This window comes from Delftia sp. BGA-UO-ETr-SB1 (assembly GCF_059567865.1).
The window spans coordinates 58668-77158 of the sequence record NZ_JCAQOW010000004.1; the positions used below are offsets into that span (position 1 = coordinate 58668).

The 18491-nt window shown below is 69.1% G+C and carries 17 protein-coding genes and 1 tRNA gene; 7 read left to right on the top strand and 11 right to left on the bottom strand.

Going from position 1 to position 18491, the window contains the following annotated elements; translation table 11 throughout:
- Positions 1-49: 49 nt before the first annotated feature.
- The 3 genes from AC57B5_RS00720 to AC57B5_RS00730 form a co-directional block, all read right to left on the bottom strand.
- The gene (locus AC57B5_RS00720) at positions 50-1033 is read right to left on the bottom strand and encodes a tripartite tricarboxylate transporter substrate binding protein BugD (protein WP_496398512.1); all 984 of its coding nucleotides are present in this window, start codon (positions 1031-1033) and stop codon (positions 50-52) included.
- A 132-nt stretch (positions 1034-1165) separates the two neighbouring features.
- Positions 1166-2029 (bottom strand): NAD(P)-dependent oxidoreductase, encoded by an 864-nt coding sequence (locus AC57B5_RS00725; RefSeq protein WP_026062100.1) that lies wholly within the window; start codon positions 2027-2029, stop codon positions 1166-1168.
- Between the two features lie 10 nt (positions 2030-2039).
- Complete coding sequence (locus AC57B5_RS00730) at positions 2040-2438, bottom strand: carboxymuconolactone decarboxylase family protein (RefSeq protein WP_012204485.1); 399 nt, start codon at positions 2436-2438, stop codon at positions 2040-2042.
- Between the two features lie 167 nt (positions 2439-2605).
- Here AC57B5_RS00730 and AC57B5_RS00735 point away from each other — a divergent pair, with 167 nt between their 5' ends.
- Positions 2606-3289 carry a GntR family transcriptional regulator gene (locus AC57B5_RS00735; protein ID WP_012204486.1) on the top strand — a complete coding sequence of 228 codons (684 nt, stop codon included), beginning with the start codon at positions 2606-2608 and terminating at the stop codon, positions 3287-3289.
- Positions 3290-3322: 33 nt separating this feature from the next.
- Here the strand turns inward: AC57B5_RS00735 and AC57B5_RS00740 are convergent, their stop codons facing one another.
- The 4 genes from AC57B5_RS00740 to hpnC form a co-directional block, all read right to left on the bottom strand.
- Complete coding sequence (locus AC57B5_RS00740) at positions 3323-4342, bottom strand: Bug family tripartite tricarboxylate transporter substrate binding protein (RefSeq protein ID WP_319073532.1); 1020 nt, start codon at positions 4340-4342, stop codon at positions 3323-3325.
- Positions 4343-4465: 123 nt separating this feature from the next.
- On the bottom strand, positions 4466-5854 hold the full coding sequence (gene hpnE, locus AC57B5_RS00745) for a hydroxysqualene dehydroxylase HpnE (protein ID WP_496398513.1): 1389 nt from the start codon (positions 5852-5854) through the stop codon (positions 4466-4468).
- Complete coding sequence (gene hpnD / locus AC57B5_RS00750; RefSeq protein WP_013803312.1) at positions 5851-6696, bottom strand: presqualene diphosphate synthase HpnD; 846 nt, start codon at positions 6694-6696, stop codon at positions 5851-5853. The genes hpnE and hpnD overlap by 4 nt, the downstream gene beginning before the upstream one ends.
- 67 nt (positions 6697-6763) lie before the next feature.
- Positions 6764-7648: a squalene synthase HpnC gene (gene hpnC / locus AC57B5_RS00755; protein ID WP_496398514.1), complete on the bottom strand. Its 885-nt coding sequence runs from the start codon at positions 7646-7648 to the stop codon at positions 6764-6766.
- A gap of 174 nt (positions 7649-7822) precedes the next feature.
- On the opposite strand from hpnC, the gene AC57B5_RS00760 reads away from it, so the two are divergent.
- From AC57B5_RS00760 to AC57B5_RS00785, 6 genes are all read left to right on the top strand, one after another.
- Complete coding sequence (locus AC57B5_RS00760) at positions 7823-9058, top strand: efflux RND transporter periplasmic adaptor subunit (RefSeq protein ID WP_496398515.1); 1236 nt, start codon at positions 7823-7825, stop codon at positions 9056-9058.
- Complete coding sequence (locus tag AC57B5_RS00765) at positions 9055-12270, top strand: efflux RND transporter permease subunit (protein WP_013803309.1); 3216 nt, start codon at positions 9055-9057, stop codon at positions 12268-12270. The genes AC57B5_RS00760 and AC57B5_RS00765 overlap by 4 nt, the downstream gene beginning before the upstream one ends.
- A 119-nt stretch (positions 12271-12389) precedes the next feature.
- Positions 12390-12476 (top strand) — tRNA-Leu (locus AC57B5_RS00770).
- A 185-nt stretch (positions 12477-12661) separates the two neighbouring features.
- Complete coding sequence (locus tag AC57B5_RS00775) at positions 12662-13678, top strand: tyrosine-type recombinase/integrase (RefSeq protein ID WP_496398516.1); 1017 nt, start codon at positions 12662-12664, stop codon at positions 13676-13678.
- 119 nt (positions 13679-13797) lie between these two features.
- On the top strand, positions 13798-14214 hold the full coding sequence (locus tag AC57B5_RS00780) for a helix-turn-helix domain-containing protein (protein ID WP_496398517.1): 417 nt from the start codon (positions 13798-13800) through the stop codon (positions 14212-14214).
- Complete coding sequence (locus AC57B5_RS00785) at positions 14214-15521, top strand: type II toxin-antitoxin system HipA family toxin (protein ID WP_279214878.1); 1308 nt, start codon at positions 14214-14216, stop codon at positions 15519-15521. The genes AC57B5_RS00780 and AC57B5_RS00785 overlap by 1 nt, the downstream gene beginning before the upstream one ends.
- A gap of 26 nt (positions 15522-15547) precedes the next feature.
- On the opposite strand, the gene AC57B5_RS00790 is transcribed toward AC57B5_RS00785, so the two are convergent.
- The 4 genes from AC57B5_RS00790 to AC57B5_RS00805 are packed head-to-tail and all read right to left on the bottom strand — an operon-like array spanning position 15548 to position 18459.
- Positions 15548-15754 carry a helix-turn-helix transcriptional regulator gene (locus AC57B5_RS00790; protein WP_012204496.1) on the bottom strand — a complete coding sequence of 69 codons (207 nt, stop codon included), beginning with the start codon at positions 15752-15754 and terminating at the stop codon, positions 15548-15550.
- Positions 15755-15788: 34 nt separating this feature from the next.
- Complete coding sequence (locus tag AC57B5_RS00795) at positions 15789-16055, bottom strand: hypothetical protein (protein ID WP_099734182.1); 267 nt, start codon at positions 16053-16055, stop codon at positions 15789-15791.
- A 21-nt stretch (positions 16056-16076) separates the two neighbouring features.
- Positions 16077-18050: a replication endonuclease gene (locus AC57B5_RS00800; RefSeq protein ID WP_496398518.1), complete on the bottom strand. Its 1974-nt coding sequence runs from the start codon at positions 18048-18050 to the stop codon at positions 16077-16079.
- Between the two features lie 4 nt (positions 18051-18054).
- Complete coding sequence (locus AC57B5_RS00805; protein ID WP_232244042.1) at positions 18055-18459, bottom strand: hypothetical protein; 405 nt, start codon at positions 18457-18459, stop codon at positions 18055-18057.
- Between the last annotated feature and the right edge of the window lie 32 nt (positions 18460-18491).

Sequence of the window (18491 nt, forward strand, 5' to 3'; positions counted from 1 at the left end):
CCTGCTCAGCGCACCTATCTTCCTGGCCTGCCTGCTCCTTGCTGCGCCTCTATTCCGCCTTGGCCCCCGCAGCCTTGATCACCGGGTCCCAGCGCTTGATTTCGGCGGCGGTGTGCTGGCGCAGGGCGTCGGGGGTGAGGCGGTCTGCGGGCGGGATGATGACGCTCATGTCCGTGAAGCGCTTGACCAGGGCGGGCTCGGACAGGGCGGTGCGCAGGGATTTGTTGAGGCGCTCGATGATGGCCTGGGGCGTGCCTCGCGGGGCGTAGAGGCCGTGCCATACGGCAAGCTCGAAGCCGGGCTGGCCGGCCTGCGCGAAGGTGGGCACATCGGGCAGGGAGGGCAGGCGTTCGCGCGTGGCGACGGCGTAGCCCTTGAGCATGCCGGCCTGTATGTGCGGGCCGGTGGCCACGGGCTGGTCGCAGATGACATCGACATTGCCTGCCACCAGGTCCTGCAGGGCCGGGCCCGTGCCACGGTAGGGCACCAGGGTGGCCTCGGTGGAGGTGGTCTGCAGCAGCAGCATGGCGCACAGGTGGGAGGTGGCGCCTACGCCGGCATGCGAGAAGCGCACTTCGCCCGGTTTGGCCTTCATGTGGGCGATGAAGTCCGCCAGCGTGGCGGGCGCAAAGCCTTTGCTGCGCACCAGGATCATGGGCACGTCGCCGGCCAGCGCGATGGGTTCCAGGTCGCGCCTCACATCGAAAGCGAGCTTGCTGTAGAGCGCGGGTGCCGTGGCGATGCCCATGTTGTGCAGCAGCAGGGTGTGGCCGTCGGCCTGGGCACGTGTGACGCGGCTGGTGCCGATGGTGCCACCGGCGCCGCCCAGGTTCTCGACGATGACCTGCTGGCCCAGGTCGCGCGTCATGGCCTCGGCCAGCACGCGGGCCAGCACGTCGGTGGAGCCTCCGGCCGCGTAGGGAACGACGATGGTGACGGGCTTGTTGGGGAAGGCCAGGGCGGCAAGGCTGGCCGCTGACAGCGCGGCGGCGAGAAGGGTCTGGGCAAAGGGATTGCGGATGAGGGGGCGCATGGGTTTGTCTCCTGGAGGCGCGTGCAGGGGCCGCCGGCTCTGTGCGGCCGGTTGTCGGTGGCGTGTTTGGTGGCGTGAGGCAGTAAGGCAAGGGCCGCATGCGGCCCTTGACGACGGCGAGACGGCGCAGGCTCAGGCCGGGGCCACGTACCTGTACAGCTCGGTGTGGTCGGCGGCGGGTCCCAGGGACCTGGAGGCCTCGGCCGCCATGGCGCTGACCTGTTCGGCCAGTGCCATGGGCGTGTGCATGGCCTGGCCCAGCGACAGGGCAATGCCCACGTCCTTGGCCTGCAGCGCCAGCGAGAAGCCCGAGTTGAAGGCGCCGTTCAGCATGAACTGGTGGGCCTTGTTTTCGGTGGTGTTGTTCTTGCCGGTGGAGGCATTGATCACGTCCACGATGGTGGCCGGCGCAATGCCGAAGGCCGCGCCTGCATGGATGGCCTCGGCCGTGGCGATCAGGGCCGCTGCCGAGACATAGTTGTTCAAGGCCTTGAGCGCATGGCCCGCGCCCACGGGGCCGACATGGGTGATGGCCTGGCCCATGCGTTGCAGCAGCGGCAGGTGCTGGGCGAGCAGGTCCGCATCGCCACCGACCATGATGGACAGCGTGCCCGCAATGGCGCGCTTGACGCCGCCGGAGACCGGCGCATCCAGCAGCCCGATGCCGCGCTCGCCCAGCAGGCCGGCCAGCGCGCGCGTGCGGTTGGGGTCGGCCGAGCTCATGTCGATGATGCAGGCGCCGGGCGGCAGGTGCGGTGCCAGTTCGCCGACCACGGCATCGACGATGCGGGAGTCGGGCAGCATGGTGAAGACCACGCTGCAGCCGGCAAAGTCGGCCGCGCCGGATGCCACGGCCACGCCCGCATGCTCCTGCGCGAATCGTGCGGTGGCGGCGGGCACGGCGTCCCGGATGACCAGGGCGTGCCCTGCGGCGTGCAGCAGGTGGGCCATGGGCTGGCCCATCATTCCGAGGCCGATGAATCCTATGGTGGTCATGCTGCGTGCCTCAGATGTCCATCTCTTTGAAGACTTCCGAAGCCACGCGGAAGGAGTCGATGGCGGCCGGCACGCCGCAGTAGATGGCGGTCTGCAGGAAGACCTCCTTGACCTCTTCCTTGGTCAGGCCGTTGTTGATGGCGCCGCGCACATGCAGCTTGAGTTCATGCGGGCGGTTGAGCGCCGTGATCATGGCCAGGTTCAGGAAGGAGCGCGTCCTGCGGTCCAGGCCGGGGCGGTTCCAGACATCGCCCCAGCAGTACTGGGTGACCAGCTCCTGCATGTCGATGTTGAAGTCCGTGGCGTTCTGGATGGACGCATCGACATACTCGGCGCCCAGCACCTCACGGCGGGTGGACAGGCCCTGGTCGAAGAGGGCGGGGTTCTTGGGTGCATAGGCTCGGGTCATGAAAACTCCTGATGGAAGGCGGTGAGGGTGTCTTTCGGTGGAATGGATTTAATCAGATTGTCAGACAATCCTACTTGATGAAAATCGGGATTGCCTGCCGTGCCAGGTGTGTGTATGACAATCCGTCAGTCCGTCCAGCCCCTGGATTGGCAGGTAGGATTCATCCCATGAACCAGATGCTGCGTGTCCCCCGCGAAGAAACGTCGCTGCGCCTGCGCACGACGCAGACCCTGCGCACGGCCATCCTCGATGGCGTGTTTGCGCCGGGCCAGAAGCTGTCCGAGCGCGAACTGTGCGAGAGCCTTGATGTGAGCCGTTCGTGCCTGCGCGAGTCCCTGCAGCACCTGCAGGCCGAGGGGCTGATCACCATCGTTCCGCACCGTGGCCCCGAGGTCACGGACATCTCGGTGCAGGAGGTGCGCGATATCTACGAGGTGCGGGCCAGCCTGGAGGGGCTGGCCAGCCGGGGCTTTGCGCTGCATGCCTCGGCAGGCCAGCGCGCCGCGCTGCGCGCCAAGCTGGGCGAGCTGGCCGTGCCCGCCGTGGCCAGCGACAAGGTGGCCCTGCTGGCGATCAAGAACCAGTTCTACGACATCCTTATCGAGGGCTGCGGCAATCTGGTGGCCGGCCAGATGCTGCGGCAGCTGAACAACCGCGTGACGGTGCTGCGGCGCATCTCCATGTCCCAGCCCGGGCGCCTGCCGCAGACGCTGGCCGAGCTGGATGCCATCGTGGCGGCAATAGAGCAGGGCGACGCGGACCAGGCTGCGCGCCTGAGCGCCGAGCATGTGCAAAAGGCCAGCCAGGGCGTGTTGCGCGCCATGGCCGAGAAGGCAGGCCCGGCCAGCTGATGCCGGAGCCTGTGCCTGGGTCTGAGCCTGCGCTCAGTCCGGCTTGACCTGGGCGCGCTTGAGCACCTTTTGCCAGCGCGTCTGCTCGGTGGCAATGAACTGCGCGAACTGCTGGGGCGTGCTGCCGATGGGCTCGGCCGCATCGCCCTGCAGGCGCTTGAGCGCGTCGGGCGCCTTGACGGCCTTGGCGCATTCGGCAGCCAGCTTGTCCACGTGGGCTCGGGTCATGCTGGAGGGCGCGAGCATGCCGTACCACTGCGTCATCTCGAAGCCCGGGAAGCCCTGCTCGGCCACGGTGGGCACGTCGGGCAACTGGGGCAGGCGCTGGGTCGATCCCGTGGCGATGCAGCGCACCTTGCCCGCCTTGATGAAGGGCAGCAGGGCGGCAGCGCCCACGGAGGCAGCGTCCAGGCGGCCTGACATCAGGTCCGTCATCATCGGCCCCGTTCCGCGATAGGGCACGTGCAGCATGAAGATCTCGGCCGTCATCTTCAGGTACTCGAAGGCCAGGTGCCCGGCGCTGCCATTGCCGGCCGAGCCGTAGCTGAGCTGGCCGGGCTTTTTCTTGGCGTAGGCGATGAGTTCGCGCAGGTTCTTGACCGGCACGTCAGGGTGGACCACGTACAGGCTGGGCACCTTGGCCAGCAGGCTGACGGGCTGGAAGTCCTTGTTCGCGTCGTAGGGCAGCTTGTCGAAGATGTAGGGATTGACGGCCAGCGTGCCGATGTGACCCAGGATGACGGTGCTCTGGTCATCGGCGCGCGCCACTTCCTGCATGGCGATGTTGCCGGCCGCGCCGGGCTTGTTGTCCACGAAGACGTTCTGGCCCAGGGTCTTGGACAGCTCGGCGGCCGTGGAGCGTGCCACGATTTCCGAGCTGCCGCCCGGCGCAAAGGGCACGACAAAGCGGATGGGACGCGTGGGCCAGGCGTCCTGCGCCAGCGCGGCCGCAGGCAGCAGGCCCGACAGGGCCATGGCGCCCGTGCCGGCCAGCAGTTGGCGGCGGCCGAGCAGGGGCAGGTCTGCGTGGTGAAGAAAGTCGCGCGAAGGCATGTCTGGTCTCCTGGCTATCGTTGTAGTGAATGGGCAGCGGATGCGGCGCCAGCGATGGTGGCGCCGGCGGCTGTCAATCTGCTGTCAAACCAGGGTCTGCAGGCTACGGAGATACCCGGGGGATCAGGCTTTTCCCTCGGCACCCAGGGCCTGGCCGATGGCCTCGGCCGCCTGCAGGCCGCTGCGCACGGCGCCTTCGATGGTGGCCGGATACGGTCCATCCACATGGTCGCCGCAGGCCCACAGGCCGTGGCCCAACTCCATGCCGGGGCGCTGCAGCTGCGGCAGGCAGGCGAAGGTGGCGCGCTTGTCGATCACGGTGCGCAGCGCAACCAGTCCATGCCAGCCCAACTGCGCCCGGGCCTGGGCCAGCACCTGGGCCTGCAGGGTTTCGCGGTCCGATGCGCTGTCGCTGATGACGAAGGCCATCAGGCCCTGAGGGCCGCCGAGTTGCCCACGGTCGAAGACGAATTGCGCAGGCGCATCGGGCGTGGAGCGCAGCGCCAGCCAGGGCGCGTCCGGGGGCAATGTGTGTGAGGCGTCAAAGGCCTGCGCATAGACGGTGGCAATGGGGCGGTGCTGCAGGTCCTGGGCCAGTTGCGCCCAGCGCTGCAGGGCTATGCCGTCGCGCGCAGGCAGGCTGTCGTGCTCGGCGGCGGTGAGTGCCAGGCGCGCCGCCTCGGGCGCTGGGCAGGCCAGCAGCACGGCGTCGAAGGGCGCGTCTTCGGCCTGGGCTGCGCCCAGCGTCCAGTGCGGGCCCTGGGGTTGCAGTTCGGCCACGCGGCTGCCCAGGCGCACGGCGTGGCCGCGCTCCTGCAGCCACTGCGCGGCCGGCGCCGGGAACAGGCTGCCCAGGTCACGGCGCGGCACCAGGAAATGCGAGCCGCCACGGCCGCTGAACAGCGCATCGCGCAGCACGCGAAGGAACACCGTGCCGCTGGCCAGGTGAATGGGCGTGTTGAGTGCCGAGATGCACAGCGGGTCGATGAACTCGCTGACCAGGCGCTGCGGCAGGCCGGCGCACAGGTCGGCCACGGTGGCCTGCGGCGCGCAGCGAAAGCCCGCCAGCCGCCAGCGCACGGCGCGCGCCAGCAGGGCTGCACGCTCGCCCAGGCTCCAGCCGCGTGCGGTGGCAATGCCGGCCAGCGCATCCAGCGGCGCAGGCCAGTCGGGAAAGCGCAGGCCGCTGCCATCGGCATAGGGCAGGGCCATGGGCTGGCGGTGCAGCGCCCGTTCAGGGTCCACGCCCACTTCGCGCATGAGGCGCAGGCTTTCGGTGTAGGCACCGATGAGGATGTGCTGGCCGTTGTCCACGCGCAGCGGGCCCTGTGGCGTGTCGAGGTCCATGCCGCGCGCACGGCCGCCGGGTTCGCGTGCGGCCTCGTGCAATGTGATGTGCCATCCGCTGCGCGCCAGCGTGAGGGCGGCCGCGAAGCCTGCCCAGCCGCCGCCGAGGATGGCGGCGCGCGGCTGTGCGGCGCGAGGCGTGTCCTTGGCGCTGTCTCTGCTCACCGCGCCATGCGCCCCAGCGCCTGCATCTTCCAGGCCAGCCACAGCTTGCGCAGAGGCGGCAGGCTGATGCGCTGGTGGAGCACGCGGAAGTCGTCGGCCTCGATCTCGCGCAGCAGGGTGCGGTAGATGCTGGCCATCATCAGGCCGGGCTTTTGCGTGCGGCGGTCGGCCGCGGGCAGCAAGGCCAGGGCCTCGTCGTAGAGGCGGTGGGCGCGCTCGGCCTGAAAGCGCATCAGCGCGGTGAAGCGGTCCGAGTACTCGCGCTTGGTGATCTCATGCGCCTTGACGTCGAACTGCTGCAGCTCGCTGATGGGCAGGTAGATGCGTCCGCGCATGGCGTCCTCGCCCACGTCGCGGATGATGTTGGTCAGCTGGAAGGCCAGGCCCATCTTGTGGGCGTAGGCCGTGGTTTCTTCCTGCGTCTGGCCAAAGATGCGCGCGGCCACTTCACCGACCACGCCTGCGACCAGGTGGCAGTAGCGGGTCAGGCCCTGGAAGTCCAGGTAGCGGGTCTGCTCCAGGTCCATGCGGCAGCCGTCGATGACCGCCTGCAGGTGGCGCTCCTCGATGGCGTAGACCGGGGCGTGCGGCATGAGCGCCCGCATCACGGGATGGGAGGGCTTGCCTGCAAAGGCCTGGTGCACTTCGTTTTGCCACCAGCCGAGCTTGGTGGCGGCCACGCCGGGGTCGGAGACTTCGTCCACCACGTCGTCCACTTCGCGGCAGAACGCATAAAAGGCGGTGATGGCCGCACGGCGCTCGCGCGGCAGGAAGAGGAAGGCGTAATAAAAGCTGCTGCCCGAGGCGGCGGCCTTGTCTTGGACGTACTGATCCGGATTCATATGGGGCCGGATTGTCCCATGGACGGCTTGGGGCCAAAGCCTGGGTGTCGCAACGGCCGGCCCGCCATCACATGCGCAGGGCGCGCCACAGCAGCAGCGGCGCATCGGCCTTGCCGACGGTGGGGCGGCGGTAGAGGCTGGCGCCCTGCAGCGCATCGACCTTGTCCAGGATGCGCAGCCCGCCCTGCACGACCAGACGCAGCTCCCAGCCGATGCGGCCCGGCAGGCGGTGCACCAGCGGTGCGCCGGACTGCATCAGGGCGCGCGCCCAGGCCGATTGGTCGGCCAACAGCGCGCGCACGGCAGGGGTCAGTGCAGCGGGTTCGGCGCGCAGGTCTTCACGCCGCACGCCATGGGTGGCGCAGTCGGCATCGGTCAGATAGTGGCGCTGGCGTGGCAGGTCCACGCTGAAGTCCTGCCAGAAATTGATCAGTTGCAGGGCGGTGCAGATGGCGTCGCTGCGGGCCAGCGATTCGGCATCATCCACCCCGTACAGATGCAGCAGCAGCCGGCCCACGGGGTTGGCCGAGCGGCGGCAGTAGTCAAGCAGCTCCGCGCGGTCGGCGTAGGTGGTGCCGGATTCGGTCTTGCGCACGTCCTGCGCGAAGGCGCTGAGCAGGTCGTCCATCAGCGCCAGCGGCAGCTGGTGGGCGCGTACTTGCGGCGCCAGCCCTGCAAAGACAAGAGGCCAGGCCGTGCAGGCGAGCATGTAGGCCTCGCCTTCGGTGCCCAGCGCCATCAGGTCGGCACGGTAGGCGGCCAGCGCGCCCAGGCGCTCGGACGGCGTGGCGTCGCCCTCGTCGGCCAGATCGTCTGCAGTGCGTGCGAAGTGGTAGAGCGCGGCAATCGGCGGGCGCAAGCGGGGCGGGCACAGCCAGGACGCCACGGGAAAGTTCTCGTAGTGCGTGACCGGGGCGGGGGAGGCGGGCAGGGTGGGAGCGGTGGACTTCACGGTGGCCGATTGTCGATGCTGCGCGCAAGGCCATGCATTTCACTTGACGGGCTCAAGGGCTTCTCCTAAATTACTAACCCGTCAGTCAGTAAACGGCGCCAGCCAGCTGCCGCGGCATGTTGCCCGGATCTTGCAGCCCGCAGCCGCTTTTCGCACCAGCCCTCCCGGATCCACATGCCCGACTTGCCATCGAACCCTGCCGCGCGCGCTTTGCCGCGCCATCTTCTTCTTGCCCCTCTGTGCCTGGCCGCCGCGCTGGCGCTGGGCGCCTGCTCCAAGGCCGAGCCGCCGCCCGAGCCGGTGCGCGCCGTCAAGCTGCTCACCGTAGGCGTGGGCGCGCTGGACACGCAACTGGAGTACGCGGGCGAGGTGCGCGCGCGCATAGAGTCGCGCCTGGGCTTTCGCGTGGCCGGCAAGCTCGTTCGCCGCGAGGTGGAGCTGGGCCAGCACGTGCAGGCAGGTCAGTTGCTGGCGCGGCTCGATGCCAGCGACTACCGGCTGGGAGCTGACGCCGCGCGCGCCCAGGTGGCGGCCGCGACCACGCAGCGCGATCTTGCCGCCGCCGATGTGAGGCGTTACTCGCAGCTGAAGGCGCAGAACTTCATCAGCGGTGCGGAGCTGGAGCGGCGCGAGGCCACGCTCAAGTCTGCCCAGGCCACGCTGGACCAGGCCAAGGCGCAGCTGGCATCGCAGAGCAATCAGGAGTCCTACGCGCAGCTGCTGGCCGATGTGCCCGGCGTGGTGACCGGCATAGATGCCGAACCCGGCCAGGTGGTGTCGGCCGGATCGCCCGTGGTGCGCATTGCCCAGGACGGCCCGCGCGACGTGGTCTTCGTGGTGCCCGAAGACAAGCGCGGCGCCATCCGGGTGGGCCAGAAGGTGAATGTGCGCCCATGGTCGGCCGGCATGCAGCCGCTGCAGGGCCAGGTGCGCGAGGTGGCGGCCAGTGCCGATCCCGTCACGCGCACCTACCAGGTGAAGGTGGCACTGCCCGCGTCGGACGCAGCCGCCGTGCCGCCGCTGGGTGCCACGGTCCACGCATTGCCCGAGGGCATGGGCCCCATGGGCCAGCCCGTGATCAAGCTGCCCACCACCGCGCTGCGCCAGGAAGGCGGCGGTGGCCAGGGCACGGCCGTGTGGGTGTTCGATGCCGCCAGCAGCACGGTGAAGCTGCAGCCCGTGCAACTGGCCACGGCCGATGGCAACGAGGCCGTGATTGCCGCTGGCCTGACGCCCGGCATGCAGGTGGTGGCCGCCGGTGTGCATGTGCTCACGCCAGGCCAGAAGGTCACGGTCTATCAGGACCGTTATGACAAGGCCCCGCAGCCGGCACAGCAGCAGCCGCAACAGACACTGCCTGCACAGGCGCCTGCCGCCGCAGGCGCTGCGCCCAGCGGAGCGGCCCAATGAGCGGGCCCAAGCACAAGGCGCCGCAGGGCGCGCACTTCAATCTTTCGCGCTGGGCGCTGGACCATGTGGCGCTGACGCGCTATTTCATCGTCGTGCTGCTCCTGCTGGGCTTTGCCTCGTACTTCCAGCTGGGGCAGGACGAGGACCCTCCCTTCACCTTCCGCGCCATGGTGGTGCGTACCAACTGGCCGGGCGCCACGGCGCAGCAGATGGCCGAGCAGGTCACCGACAAGATCGAGCGCACGCTGCAGGAGGTGCCCTACGCCGACAAGATCAGCAGCTACTCCAAGCCCGGCGAGTCGATGATCATCTTCCAGCTCAAGGACAACTCGCGCCCCGGCGATGTCCAGCAGCTGTGGTACACGGTGCGCAAGAAGATCGGCGACATGCGCTACACCCTGCCGCAGGGCGTGCAGGGGCCGTTCTTCAATGACGAGTTCGGCGATGTCTATGGCGTGATCTACGCCCTGCAGGCCGACGGCTTCAGCTACGCCGAGCTCAAGACCATGGCCGACGATGTGCGCCAGCGCCTGCTGCGCGTGCCCGATGTGGCCAAGGTCGAGCTGTTCGGCGTGCAGGACGAGAAGGTCTACATCGAGCTGTCGCAGCGCCGCCTGTCGCAGCTGGGCCTGGACATGAACCAGGTGCTGGGCCAGCTGGGCCAGCAAAACGCCATCGAGGGCGCAGGCGTGCTGCAGACGCCGCGCGAGGATGTGCAGGTGCGCGTGGCCGGCCAGTTCCTGGCGGTGGACGAGCTGCGCGCCATGCCGATCCGCGGCGCATCGGGCGCGCAGCTGCGCCTGGGCGATATCGCCGAGATCCGCCGGGGCTATGCCGATCCGGCCAATGTGAAGGTGCGCCACCAGGGCCGCGAGACGATTGCGCTGGGCGTGTCCATGACCAAGGGCGGCGACATCATCCGCCTGGGCAAGTCCCTGCGCGGCGCCGTGGGCGACATCGCGCGCACGCTGCCGGCTGGCGTGGAGCTGGCCAACATGCAGGACCAGCCCAAGGCCGTGGCCGATTCGGTCAACGAGTTCCTGCAGGTGCTGATCGAGGCCGTGGTGGTGGTGCTGGCCGTGAGCTTCATCAGCCTGGGCCTGCACAAGCGCGAGGGCCACCAGCCGCTGTGGAAGCGCTGGTACATCGACCCGCGCCCGGGACTGGTGGTGGCCATCACCATTCCGCTGGTGCTGGCCGCGACCTTCCTGGCCATGTGGTACTGGAACATCGGCCTGCACAAGGTGTCGCTGGGCTCGCTGATCATCGCGCTGGGCCTGCTGGTGGACGACGCCATCATTGCCGTCGAGATGATGGTGCGCAAGATGGAGGAGGGCTACGAGAAGTACCGCGCCGCCACCTTTGCCTACGAGATCACGGCCAAGCCCATGCTGACCGGCACGCTGATCACGGCGGCGGGCTTCCTGCCCATCGGCATGGCCAAGTCCATGACGGGCGAGTACACCTTCGCCATCTTCGCGGTGACGGTGATTGCGCTGGTGCTCAGCTGGTTCGCCTCGGTGTACTTCGTGCCCTACCTGGGCATGCTGCTGCTCAAGCGCCCGCCGCACGCGGCCACGCTGCCGCCCGAGGTGGCCTCGGGCGAGGTGCCCATCGAGGAGACCAACCTCAATGCCTCGTCGGCCGAGCATGAAGTCTTCGACAGCCCGTTCTACAACCGCTTCCGGCGCGCCGTGAACTGGTGCGTGACGCACCGCTGGCTGACCATCGCCATCACGGTGCTGGTCTTCGCGCTGGGCCTGGTGGGCATGTCGCGCGTGCAGCAGCAGTTCTTCCCGGATTCCAGCCGGCCCGAAGTGCTGGTGGACATCTGGTTCCCCGAGGGCACATCGCTGGCCGCCAACGAAGCCGTCACGCGCCGCGTGGAAGAGCGCTTCATGCAGTTGGACGGCGTGCGCACGGTCAGCGAGTGGGTGGGCTCGGGCGTGCCGCGTTTCTACCTGCCGCTGGATCAGGTGTTCCCGCAGAACAACGTCTCGCAGTTCATCCTGGTCGCCCAGGACCTGCCCACGCGCGAGCGTCTGCGCAAGGCGCTGCCCGCGCTGCTGGCTCAGGAGTTCCCCGAGGTGCGCGGCCGCGTCAAGCTGCTGCCCAACGGGCCTCCCGTGCCCTATCCGGTGCAGTTCCGCGTGTCCGGCACCGATCCGCAAAAGCTGCGTGCCTATGCCGACGAGGTCAAGCAGGTCATGATCGCCAACGCCGACATGCGCGGCGTCAACGACAACTGGAACGAGTCCGTCAAGGCCGTGCGCCTGGAGGTGGACCAGGACAAGGCGCGCGCCCTGGGCGTGAGCAGCCAGGCCATCGCACAGGCGGCCCGCGTCATGCTCAGCGGCTCCACCGTGGGCCAGTTCCGCGAGGGTGACAAGCTCATCGACATCGTGCTGCGCACGCCGTATTCGGAGCGCGACGCCATCACCGACATCGCCAACGCCTACCTGCCCACGGCATCGGGCAAGTCGATCCCGCTCACGCAGATCGCCAAGCCCGTGATGGTCTGGGAGCCCGGCGTGATGTGGCGAGAAAAGCGCATGTTCGCCATCACCGTGCAGGGCGATGTGCGCGAGGGCCTGCAGGGCGCAACGCTGACCCATGCGCTGCTGCCGGGCCTGCGCGAGATCGAGGCGCGCTGGCACGCTGCGGGCGACACGGCCTACCGCATCGATGTGGCCGGCGCCGTGGAGGAAAGCTCCAAGGGCTCGGATGCCATCGTTGCTGGCGTGCCGGTGATGCTGTTCCTCACCTTCACGCTGCTCATGCTGCAACTGCGCAGTGTCAGCCGTTCACTACTGGTGTTCATCACCGGGCCGCTGGGCATTCCCGGCGTGGCGGCGGCGCTGCTGCTGCTGGGCCGGCCCTTCGGCTTCGTGGCGCTGCTGGGCGTGGTGGCGCTGATGGGCATGATCCAGCGCAATTCGGTGATCCTGATCGACCAGATCGAGACCGACCGCGCGCGCGGCGTGCCGGCCTGGGACGCCATCATCGAAGCCGCCGTGCGCCGCCTGCGCCCCATCGTGCTGACGGCTGCCGCCGCCGTGCTGGCCATGATCCCGCTGTCGCGCAGCGTGTTCTGGGGCCCCATGGCCGTGGCCATCATGGGCGGGCTGATCGTGGCCACCGTGCTGACACTGCTGGCGCTGCCGGCCATGTACGCCGCCGTGTTCCGCGTGCGCCGCGAGCCCACGCATTGATGCGGCGAAAGCGCAGAGGCCGCCGCTCAAATCCGGGGTATGGCAATCCACCCCGCAATTGCGGCTAGAATCTGCGCCCTGACCTAGGAGCCGCCGCGCAGGCGGCTCCCCAAGAACCAGCGCGGGTGGCGAAATTGGTAGACGCACCAGGTTTAGGTCCTGACGCCAGCAATGGTGTGGGGGTTCGAGTCCCCCCCCGCGCACCACGCACCAACGCCGCTCAACTGCGGCGAACACTGCTCAAGCCCGCTTCCTGTAGAGGAGGCGGGCTTTTTTTCTGGGTTCTGGGGGCAAAACGGAACGGGTTGAAACCGGCACAAAACAGCGCAAAATCACATCACAATCCCGCGCAGATCCCGCTTGTGATCCCGCGCGGGCTGCAGGAGGTGGGATGGCGTATTTCCGGAAAGTGAAGAACGGCTGGCGGGCCGAGGTGGAGCGTGCGGGTATTCGGCGCACCGCCACGCGGGCGACCAAGGCCGAGGCGCAGGGCTGGGCCGTGGCCGAGGAGGCGGCCATTCTGGCCGGGGCGCGCGGGGAGTTTCCGCGGCGCACGCTGGCCGAGGCGGTGGAGCGCTATCGGCGCGAGGTCACCGACAAAAAGACGGCCAGCACGGCGCGGGCCGACCATTTGCGCTTTGATGCCTGGCTGCGCGAGTTCCCCGAGCTGGCCTCCAAGGTCTTCCACGAGATCACGGGCGACGACCTGGCGCGCTGGCGCGATGCGCGGCTGCAGCAGGTCTCTGGCGCCAGCGTGCTGCGCGAGGCGCAGCAGTTCCGTCCGATCTGGACGCTGGCGGTCAAGCAGTGGAAATGGGTGGGCAAGAGCCCCTGGCCCGAGATCAAGCTGCCGGCCAAGTCCCATGCGCGCCGGCGCACGGGGCAGTGGAGCGAGGTGCGGCGCATGCTGCGCTCGGCCAATGTCTCGCCGCGCCTGGCGCCTGTCACCGCCATGGAGCAGACGGCCTGGACCATGCTGGTGGCCCTGCACACGGCCATGCGCAGCGGCGAGATCCTGCGCATGGGCCGCAGCAATGTGGATCTGAAGCGCCGGGTCTACCGCCTGCCGCACCACAAGACCGAGGCCAAGGTGGGCGAGCGCCATGTGCCGCTGACGCGCCGTGCCGTGCGCCTGCTGCGCGTGCTGGACGCGGCCGCCGAAGCCGCCGGGCGCGACGCCTACTGGACCATCAGCGACGCCAGCCGCGACACGCTCTACCGCAAGCTGCGCGACCGGGTGATGGTGGAGGGCCTGCGCTTCCATGACCTGCGCGCCACGGCGCTGACCTGGCTGAGCAAGCGCGTGGATGTGATGACGCTGGCCCGCATCAGCGGCCACGTGGATATCAACGAGCTGTTCAATACCTATTACCGGGAGACGGCCGAGGACATCGCGGCACGGTTGTAGGCAGTATGGTTGCTAGAAATATCACTCCAATATGATATGTTGACAATATTATTCTAAAGTGATAATTTCAATTCATCATCTTGAGATGATATTTTGAATGCCCTGGCCAGGAGAACACCATGGACCACCTGTTGCAACTGCCCGATCAGCTTGCGCTGCACCTGAAGTCGCTGCGCAAGGCCGCTGGCGTGAGCCAGGCCCAACTGGCACAGCGGCTGGGCGTGTCCCAGTCGCGTGTGGCGGCGATAGAGCGTGACCCGGCCGCCGTCAGCGTGCGCCAGCTGATGGAGATCCTGCAGCTGCTGGATGCCGATCTGCTCATGCGGCCCAGGGCGGATGCGGTGGCTTCTCCTGCGTCTGCAGCACCTGTGCCTGTGCCTGTGCCTGCGCCTGCTGCATTGAGGGTGGCTGAGCCCGCTCCACAACCGTACGCGGGTGACAACGTGCCCCGCAAGCCCGCCGACCGCCCCGTGGCCTTCAAGCCGCAGGCGCTGCCGCCGCACTGGCAGGACCGCAAGCCGAAAGGGTCCTGGTGATGGCGGCGCTGGGCGTCTGGATGAATGGGGAGCGGGTGGGCACCTGGGAGGTCACGCGCACGGGCCGCCATGTGTTCGCCTATGACCCGGCCTGGCCGCAGAGCGCGCATGCGCGGCCGCTGTCACTGTCCATGCCCTTCACGCGCGACCTGACGGTGGCGGGCGAGGTGGTGGCCCATTATTTCGACAACCTGCTGCCGGACGGCGAGGGCATTCGCCGGCGCATTCACCAGCGCTTCGGACTGCGCGGGATCGACGCGTTTTCGCTGCTGGAGGCCATTGGCCGCGATTGCGTGGGTGCCGTGCAGCTGCTGCCCGAGGGGGCCGTGCCCGACGGTTTTGACCAGGTGCGCTTCGAGCCGCTGAGCGAGGCGCAGATTGCAGAGCACCTGGCCAGCCTGGGTGGCGGGTTTGGCGCGCTGGAGGTGGACCAGGAGTTCCGGCTGTCCATCGCCGGTGCGCAGGAGAAGACGGCGGTGCTGCGCCATGGCGGCCAGTGGTGCCGCCCGCTGGGTGCGACGCCGACCACGCATATCCTGAAGCCGGCCATCGGCGTGGTGCCGCACTGGCACTACGACCTGAGCGAGTCAGTGGCCAATGAGTGGCTGTGCGCCCGCCTGCTGGCCGAGCTGGGCTTTGCCGTGGCCGACAGCAGCATCGAGACCTTTGGCGGTCAGCAGGTGCTGTGCGTGGAGCGCTTTGACCGCGCCTGGACGGCCCAGGGCTGGATTGCGCGTCTGCCCCAGGAAGATTTCTGCCAGGTGCGCGGCGTTGCCAGCGCCAACAAGTACGAGACCCACGGCGGGCCCGGCATGCTGCAGTGCCTGCAGGTGCTGCAGCATGGCAGCGAGCCTGCCCAGGATTGCGCCCGCTTCGTGATGGCCCAGCTGGCATTCTGGCTGCTGGGGGCCACGGACGGGCATGCCAAGAATTTCTCGGTGTTCCTGCAGCCGGGCGGAGGCTATGAGATGACACCTCTGTACGACGTGCTGTCGGCCTGGCCCATCATCGGTCACGGCCACGGCAAGATTGCCCGCCAACGCGCCAGGATGGCCATGGCCCTGCCGGGGCGCAGCCGCCACTACCGCCTGGCCGAGATCCAGCGCCGCCACTGGAAGGCCTTGGCCGAGACCACGCGCATCGCAGGCCTGTGGGAGAGCATGGTGGAGATGGTCGAGGCGCTGGACGGCGCCATCGACCGGCTGCAGCCGCGCCTGCCGGCCAGCGTGCCGCAGCCTATGGCCCGGCAGATCTTCGACGGGGCGCGCGACCAGGCACGCCGCTTTCTTGCGGGCAGCGATCACTGAGCGCACGGCGATGGCCTGGTGCCGGCTCACCGGCGCCCCTCGGCCCAGGCCTTGACGTCGGCCATGCGCCAGTAGCGGATGCGGCGGCTGGCGTTGATGAAGGGCTTGGGAAAGTCCGGGCGCTTGGTCAGGCGCGCGGTGACGTGCTCGCGGCTCAGGCCCAGGTAGTTGGCGATGCCCTGGGTGTCCAGGCGCGGGGCGCTGTGAAAGAGTTCCATGTTCTGTTGCGTCATTGCGGTGTTCTCCGATGTCGTGTCCGGTGCTTGATCAGGCGTGGCGCGGCGTGATGGACTTGCCTGCCTTCTTGCGCTCCACACGTTCAATGCGCCCGACTCGCTCAACTCGCTCGACTCGCAGCACGGGCCGGCCGCTGGCCAGCAGGGCGCAGGCCTGGGCGTGGCTGGCGCTGGCCGCCTTCAGGCGCAGCACGGGCAGCAGGCGGGCGTCGGCCAGTTGATCCAGCTGTGCGGCGTCCACGCCGTGGGGGATGAGGGTGGCGCGGTAGCTGCGCAGGGCGGTGATGTTGTGGTGCATGGTGGGTCCTCCTGGGGTGGATCAGCTGGTAAAGAAAGGGTGGTTGGATGGCGTGGCGCCGGATGCGGAGCGGTGCAGCACGGAATCGGCACCCGAACCGGGCTCGGCCGGGTTGGCCCGGTCCTCGCGCTGGTGCCCGCCGCGGCCGATGAGGGCGCGCAGCGTGTGGCCCGTGAGCCGGGCCGTACAGTTATTGAAACCAGTCCAAGCGCGCGCCAGCGGCGCGCGGGCGGGCAAGGTGGGCGGGGCCACGTCGGCGACCTCGGCGCCCTCGGCGCTTTCTGCACCGTGGGTTTCCTGGAACTCCAGCGTGGCGCGAGCCACGCTGCGCCAGGCGATGCGGCGCGAGACCAGCCACTGGCCGCGCCGGGTTTCCAGGCCCACCACGCGGCCGCAGCCGGGCGCGATGGCCTCGCCGTATTGGTTGACGGCGCCGGCGGGCACGGGGCGGCGTGCCATGCGCAGGTGCCAGCGGTCGCGGGCCAGGCAGTGGCCGCCCATGGCTTCCATGTAGCGGCGCCAGTCGGCGGGGATGTCGGGCCCGTGGCGGTGGCTGGCGCCCCAGGCCTTCCAGCTGGCCTTGTCGCCGTCGATGCGGATCTGTTCGACCTGGTCCTTGCTGACACGGCGCAGCTCGCGCCAGACGCAGACGCTGGGCATGCCCACGGCCTGGAACTGGCGAATGCCCCAGCAGGCGGCCCAGGCGTCCACGCGGCGGTGGCCGGGCATACCGCCCTGCTCCACATCCCACAGGCGGCCCTGCACCACGTCCAGGTGGTCGGCCAGGGCCGCATGGCCCACGCTCTTGGCGATGTACTTGGCCACGTAGCCGGCAGCGCCGCCGCCGGTCATGCGCTTGACGTTGACGCGGTTGCGCTGGGCACCGCGCTCGTCGCCATCTTCGCTGAGCCACCATTTGCGGATGGCGGCCTCGATGTGCTGGGCGTGCTCCTCGCACTCGGCCCAGACCAGGGCGTGCCAGTGCGGCGTAGCGTCATGGTGCGGCTCTGCCACGCGGATGCCGTACATGGCGACGCGCTGGCGGCCCAGGTGGGAGCGCACGCGCGCCCACATGGTGCGCAGCCACAGCTGGGCATCGCGCGGCGTGCTGTGGCCGTCGTAATGGGGATTGGGGCGCGGCCGGCCGCCGCTGCCCAGCGTGACGGCGTGAAAGCGGCTGGGCGCCGTCAGCGTGAGAAAGAGGCCGACGTGGCTGCGCGCGTCGGCATATTCCTCTGCGCCGCGGATGCGCGTCATCAGCTCGCCGCCACGGATCACGGGGTTGGCCGGCGACAGCGCGGCCAGCTCGGCCAGGGTGAAGACCTGGCCGGCCTCGTTTCGGTAGAGGCTGCGCTCCAGCGCGCGGGCGTTGCGCTCGATCTGCGCGGTGCGCCGGCGCACGGTGGCATTGCTGGCATAGCCGCCGGCGCTGCGGTTGACGATGCCCAGCTTGACGGCACCGGCCTCCACGGTGCGCGTGACGTGGCGGCGCAGCATGCGGCGCCACCAGGCGGCATCCAGCGCGCGGCGGATGGCGGGCTCGCCGGCCAGCGGCGTGCTTTCCTGCAGGCCCAGCATGCGCAGCATCAGCCGCACCAGGTCCACGCGTGCGGCCAGGTCCATGTTCTGGGCCTGGGCGCCGGCGTCGAGCTCACCGACTTCGTCGCTCAGGCGCCTGGCCATCTGGCAGATCTCGTAGTCGTCCAGATTCCATTCGGCCGCACGGCCGTGGCGGCTGGCAAAGTCGTCAATGGCGGCCAGCGCGTCGTGGCAGGCAGCCCATTCGGGCTGGCCGTTGGCGTGTTGCGCGCCCTTTTGCCAGTCGCCCAGGCCCAGCAGCTTCATGGGCTGCAGCCACTGCGGCGGCAAGGCTTTTTCCAGCGCCTGCATGGCGCGCTGGACCATGTGGGGGCGCGGCTTGTGCTGGTCCCATTGCTGCAGGCTGGCGGTGCGCAGCCTGCGGCCGGTGGATTTGGCGGCGAGCAGGACGGACATGGGCTCAGGTCCTCAGGGCCAGCGCGCGCAGCGGCAGCAGGCAGCTGCGCAGCGCGCGGATCTGGCGGCGGATGGCGTCGCGCTCGGGCGGCGGCATTTCGCGCCAGTCGCGCAGGGCCAGCTCCTCGATCTCGCCGTCTATTCCCGCCAGCAGCACCAGGGCCATGCGGTAGTGGCTGGCCAGGCCCGCCCATTCGCGGCTTTCGGCGCTGCCGCAGCGGCCGTTTGCGCAGCGCTGCGCGGCCTCGCGCTGCAGTTCGCGCAGGCGGATGCGGCAGTCCTGGACGCTCAGGCGCTGGTAGGCCTCGGGCAGCGCGGGCGGGTCCTCGGGCCGGTATTCGGGCGCGGGCGCATCGTCTGCCCGCAGCAGTCGCATCAGATCGGAAAGGCGCAGGTCGCCGAGCTTCATGGTCTGTCCAGGTCGTTTCAGGGTGAGCGCAT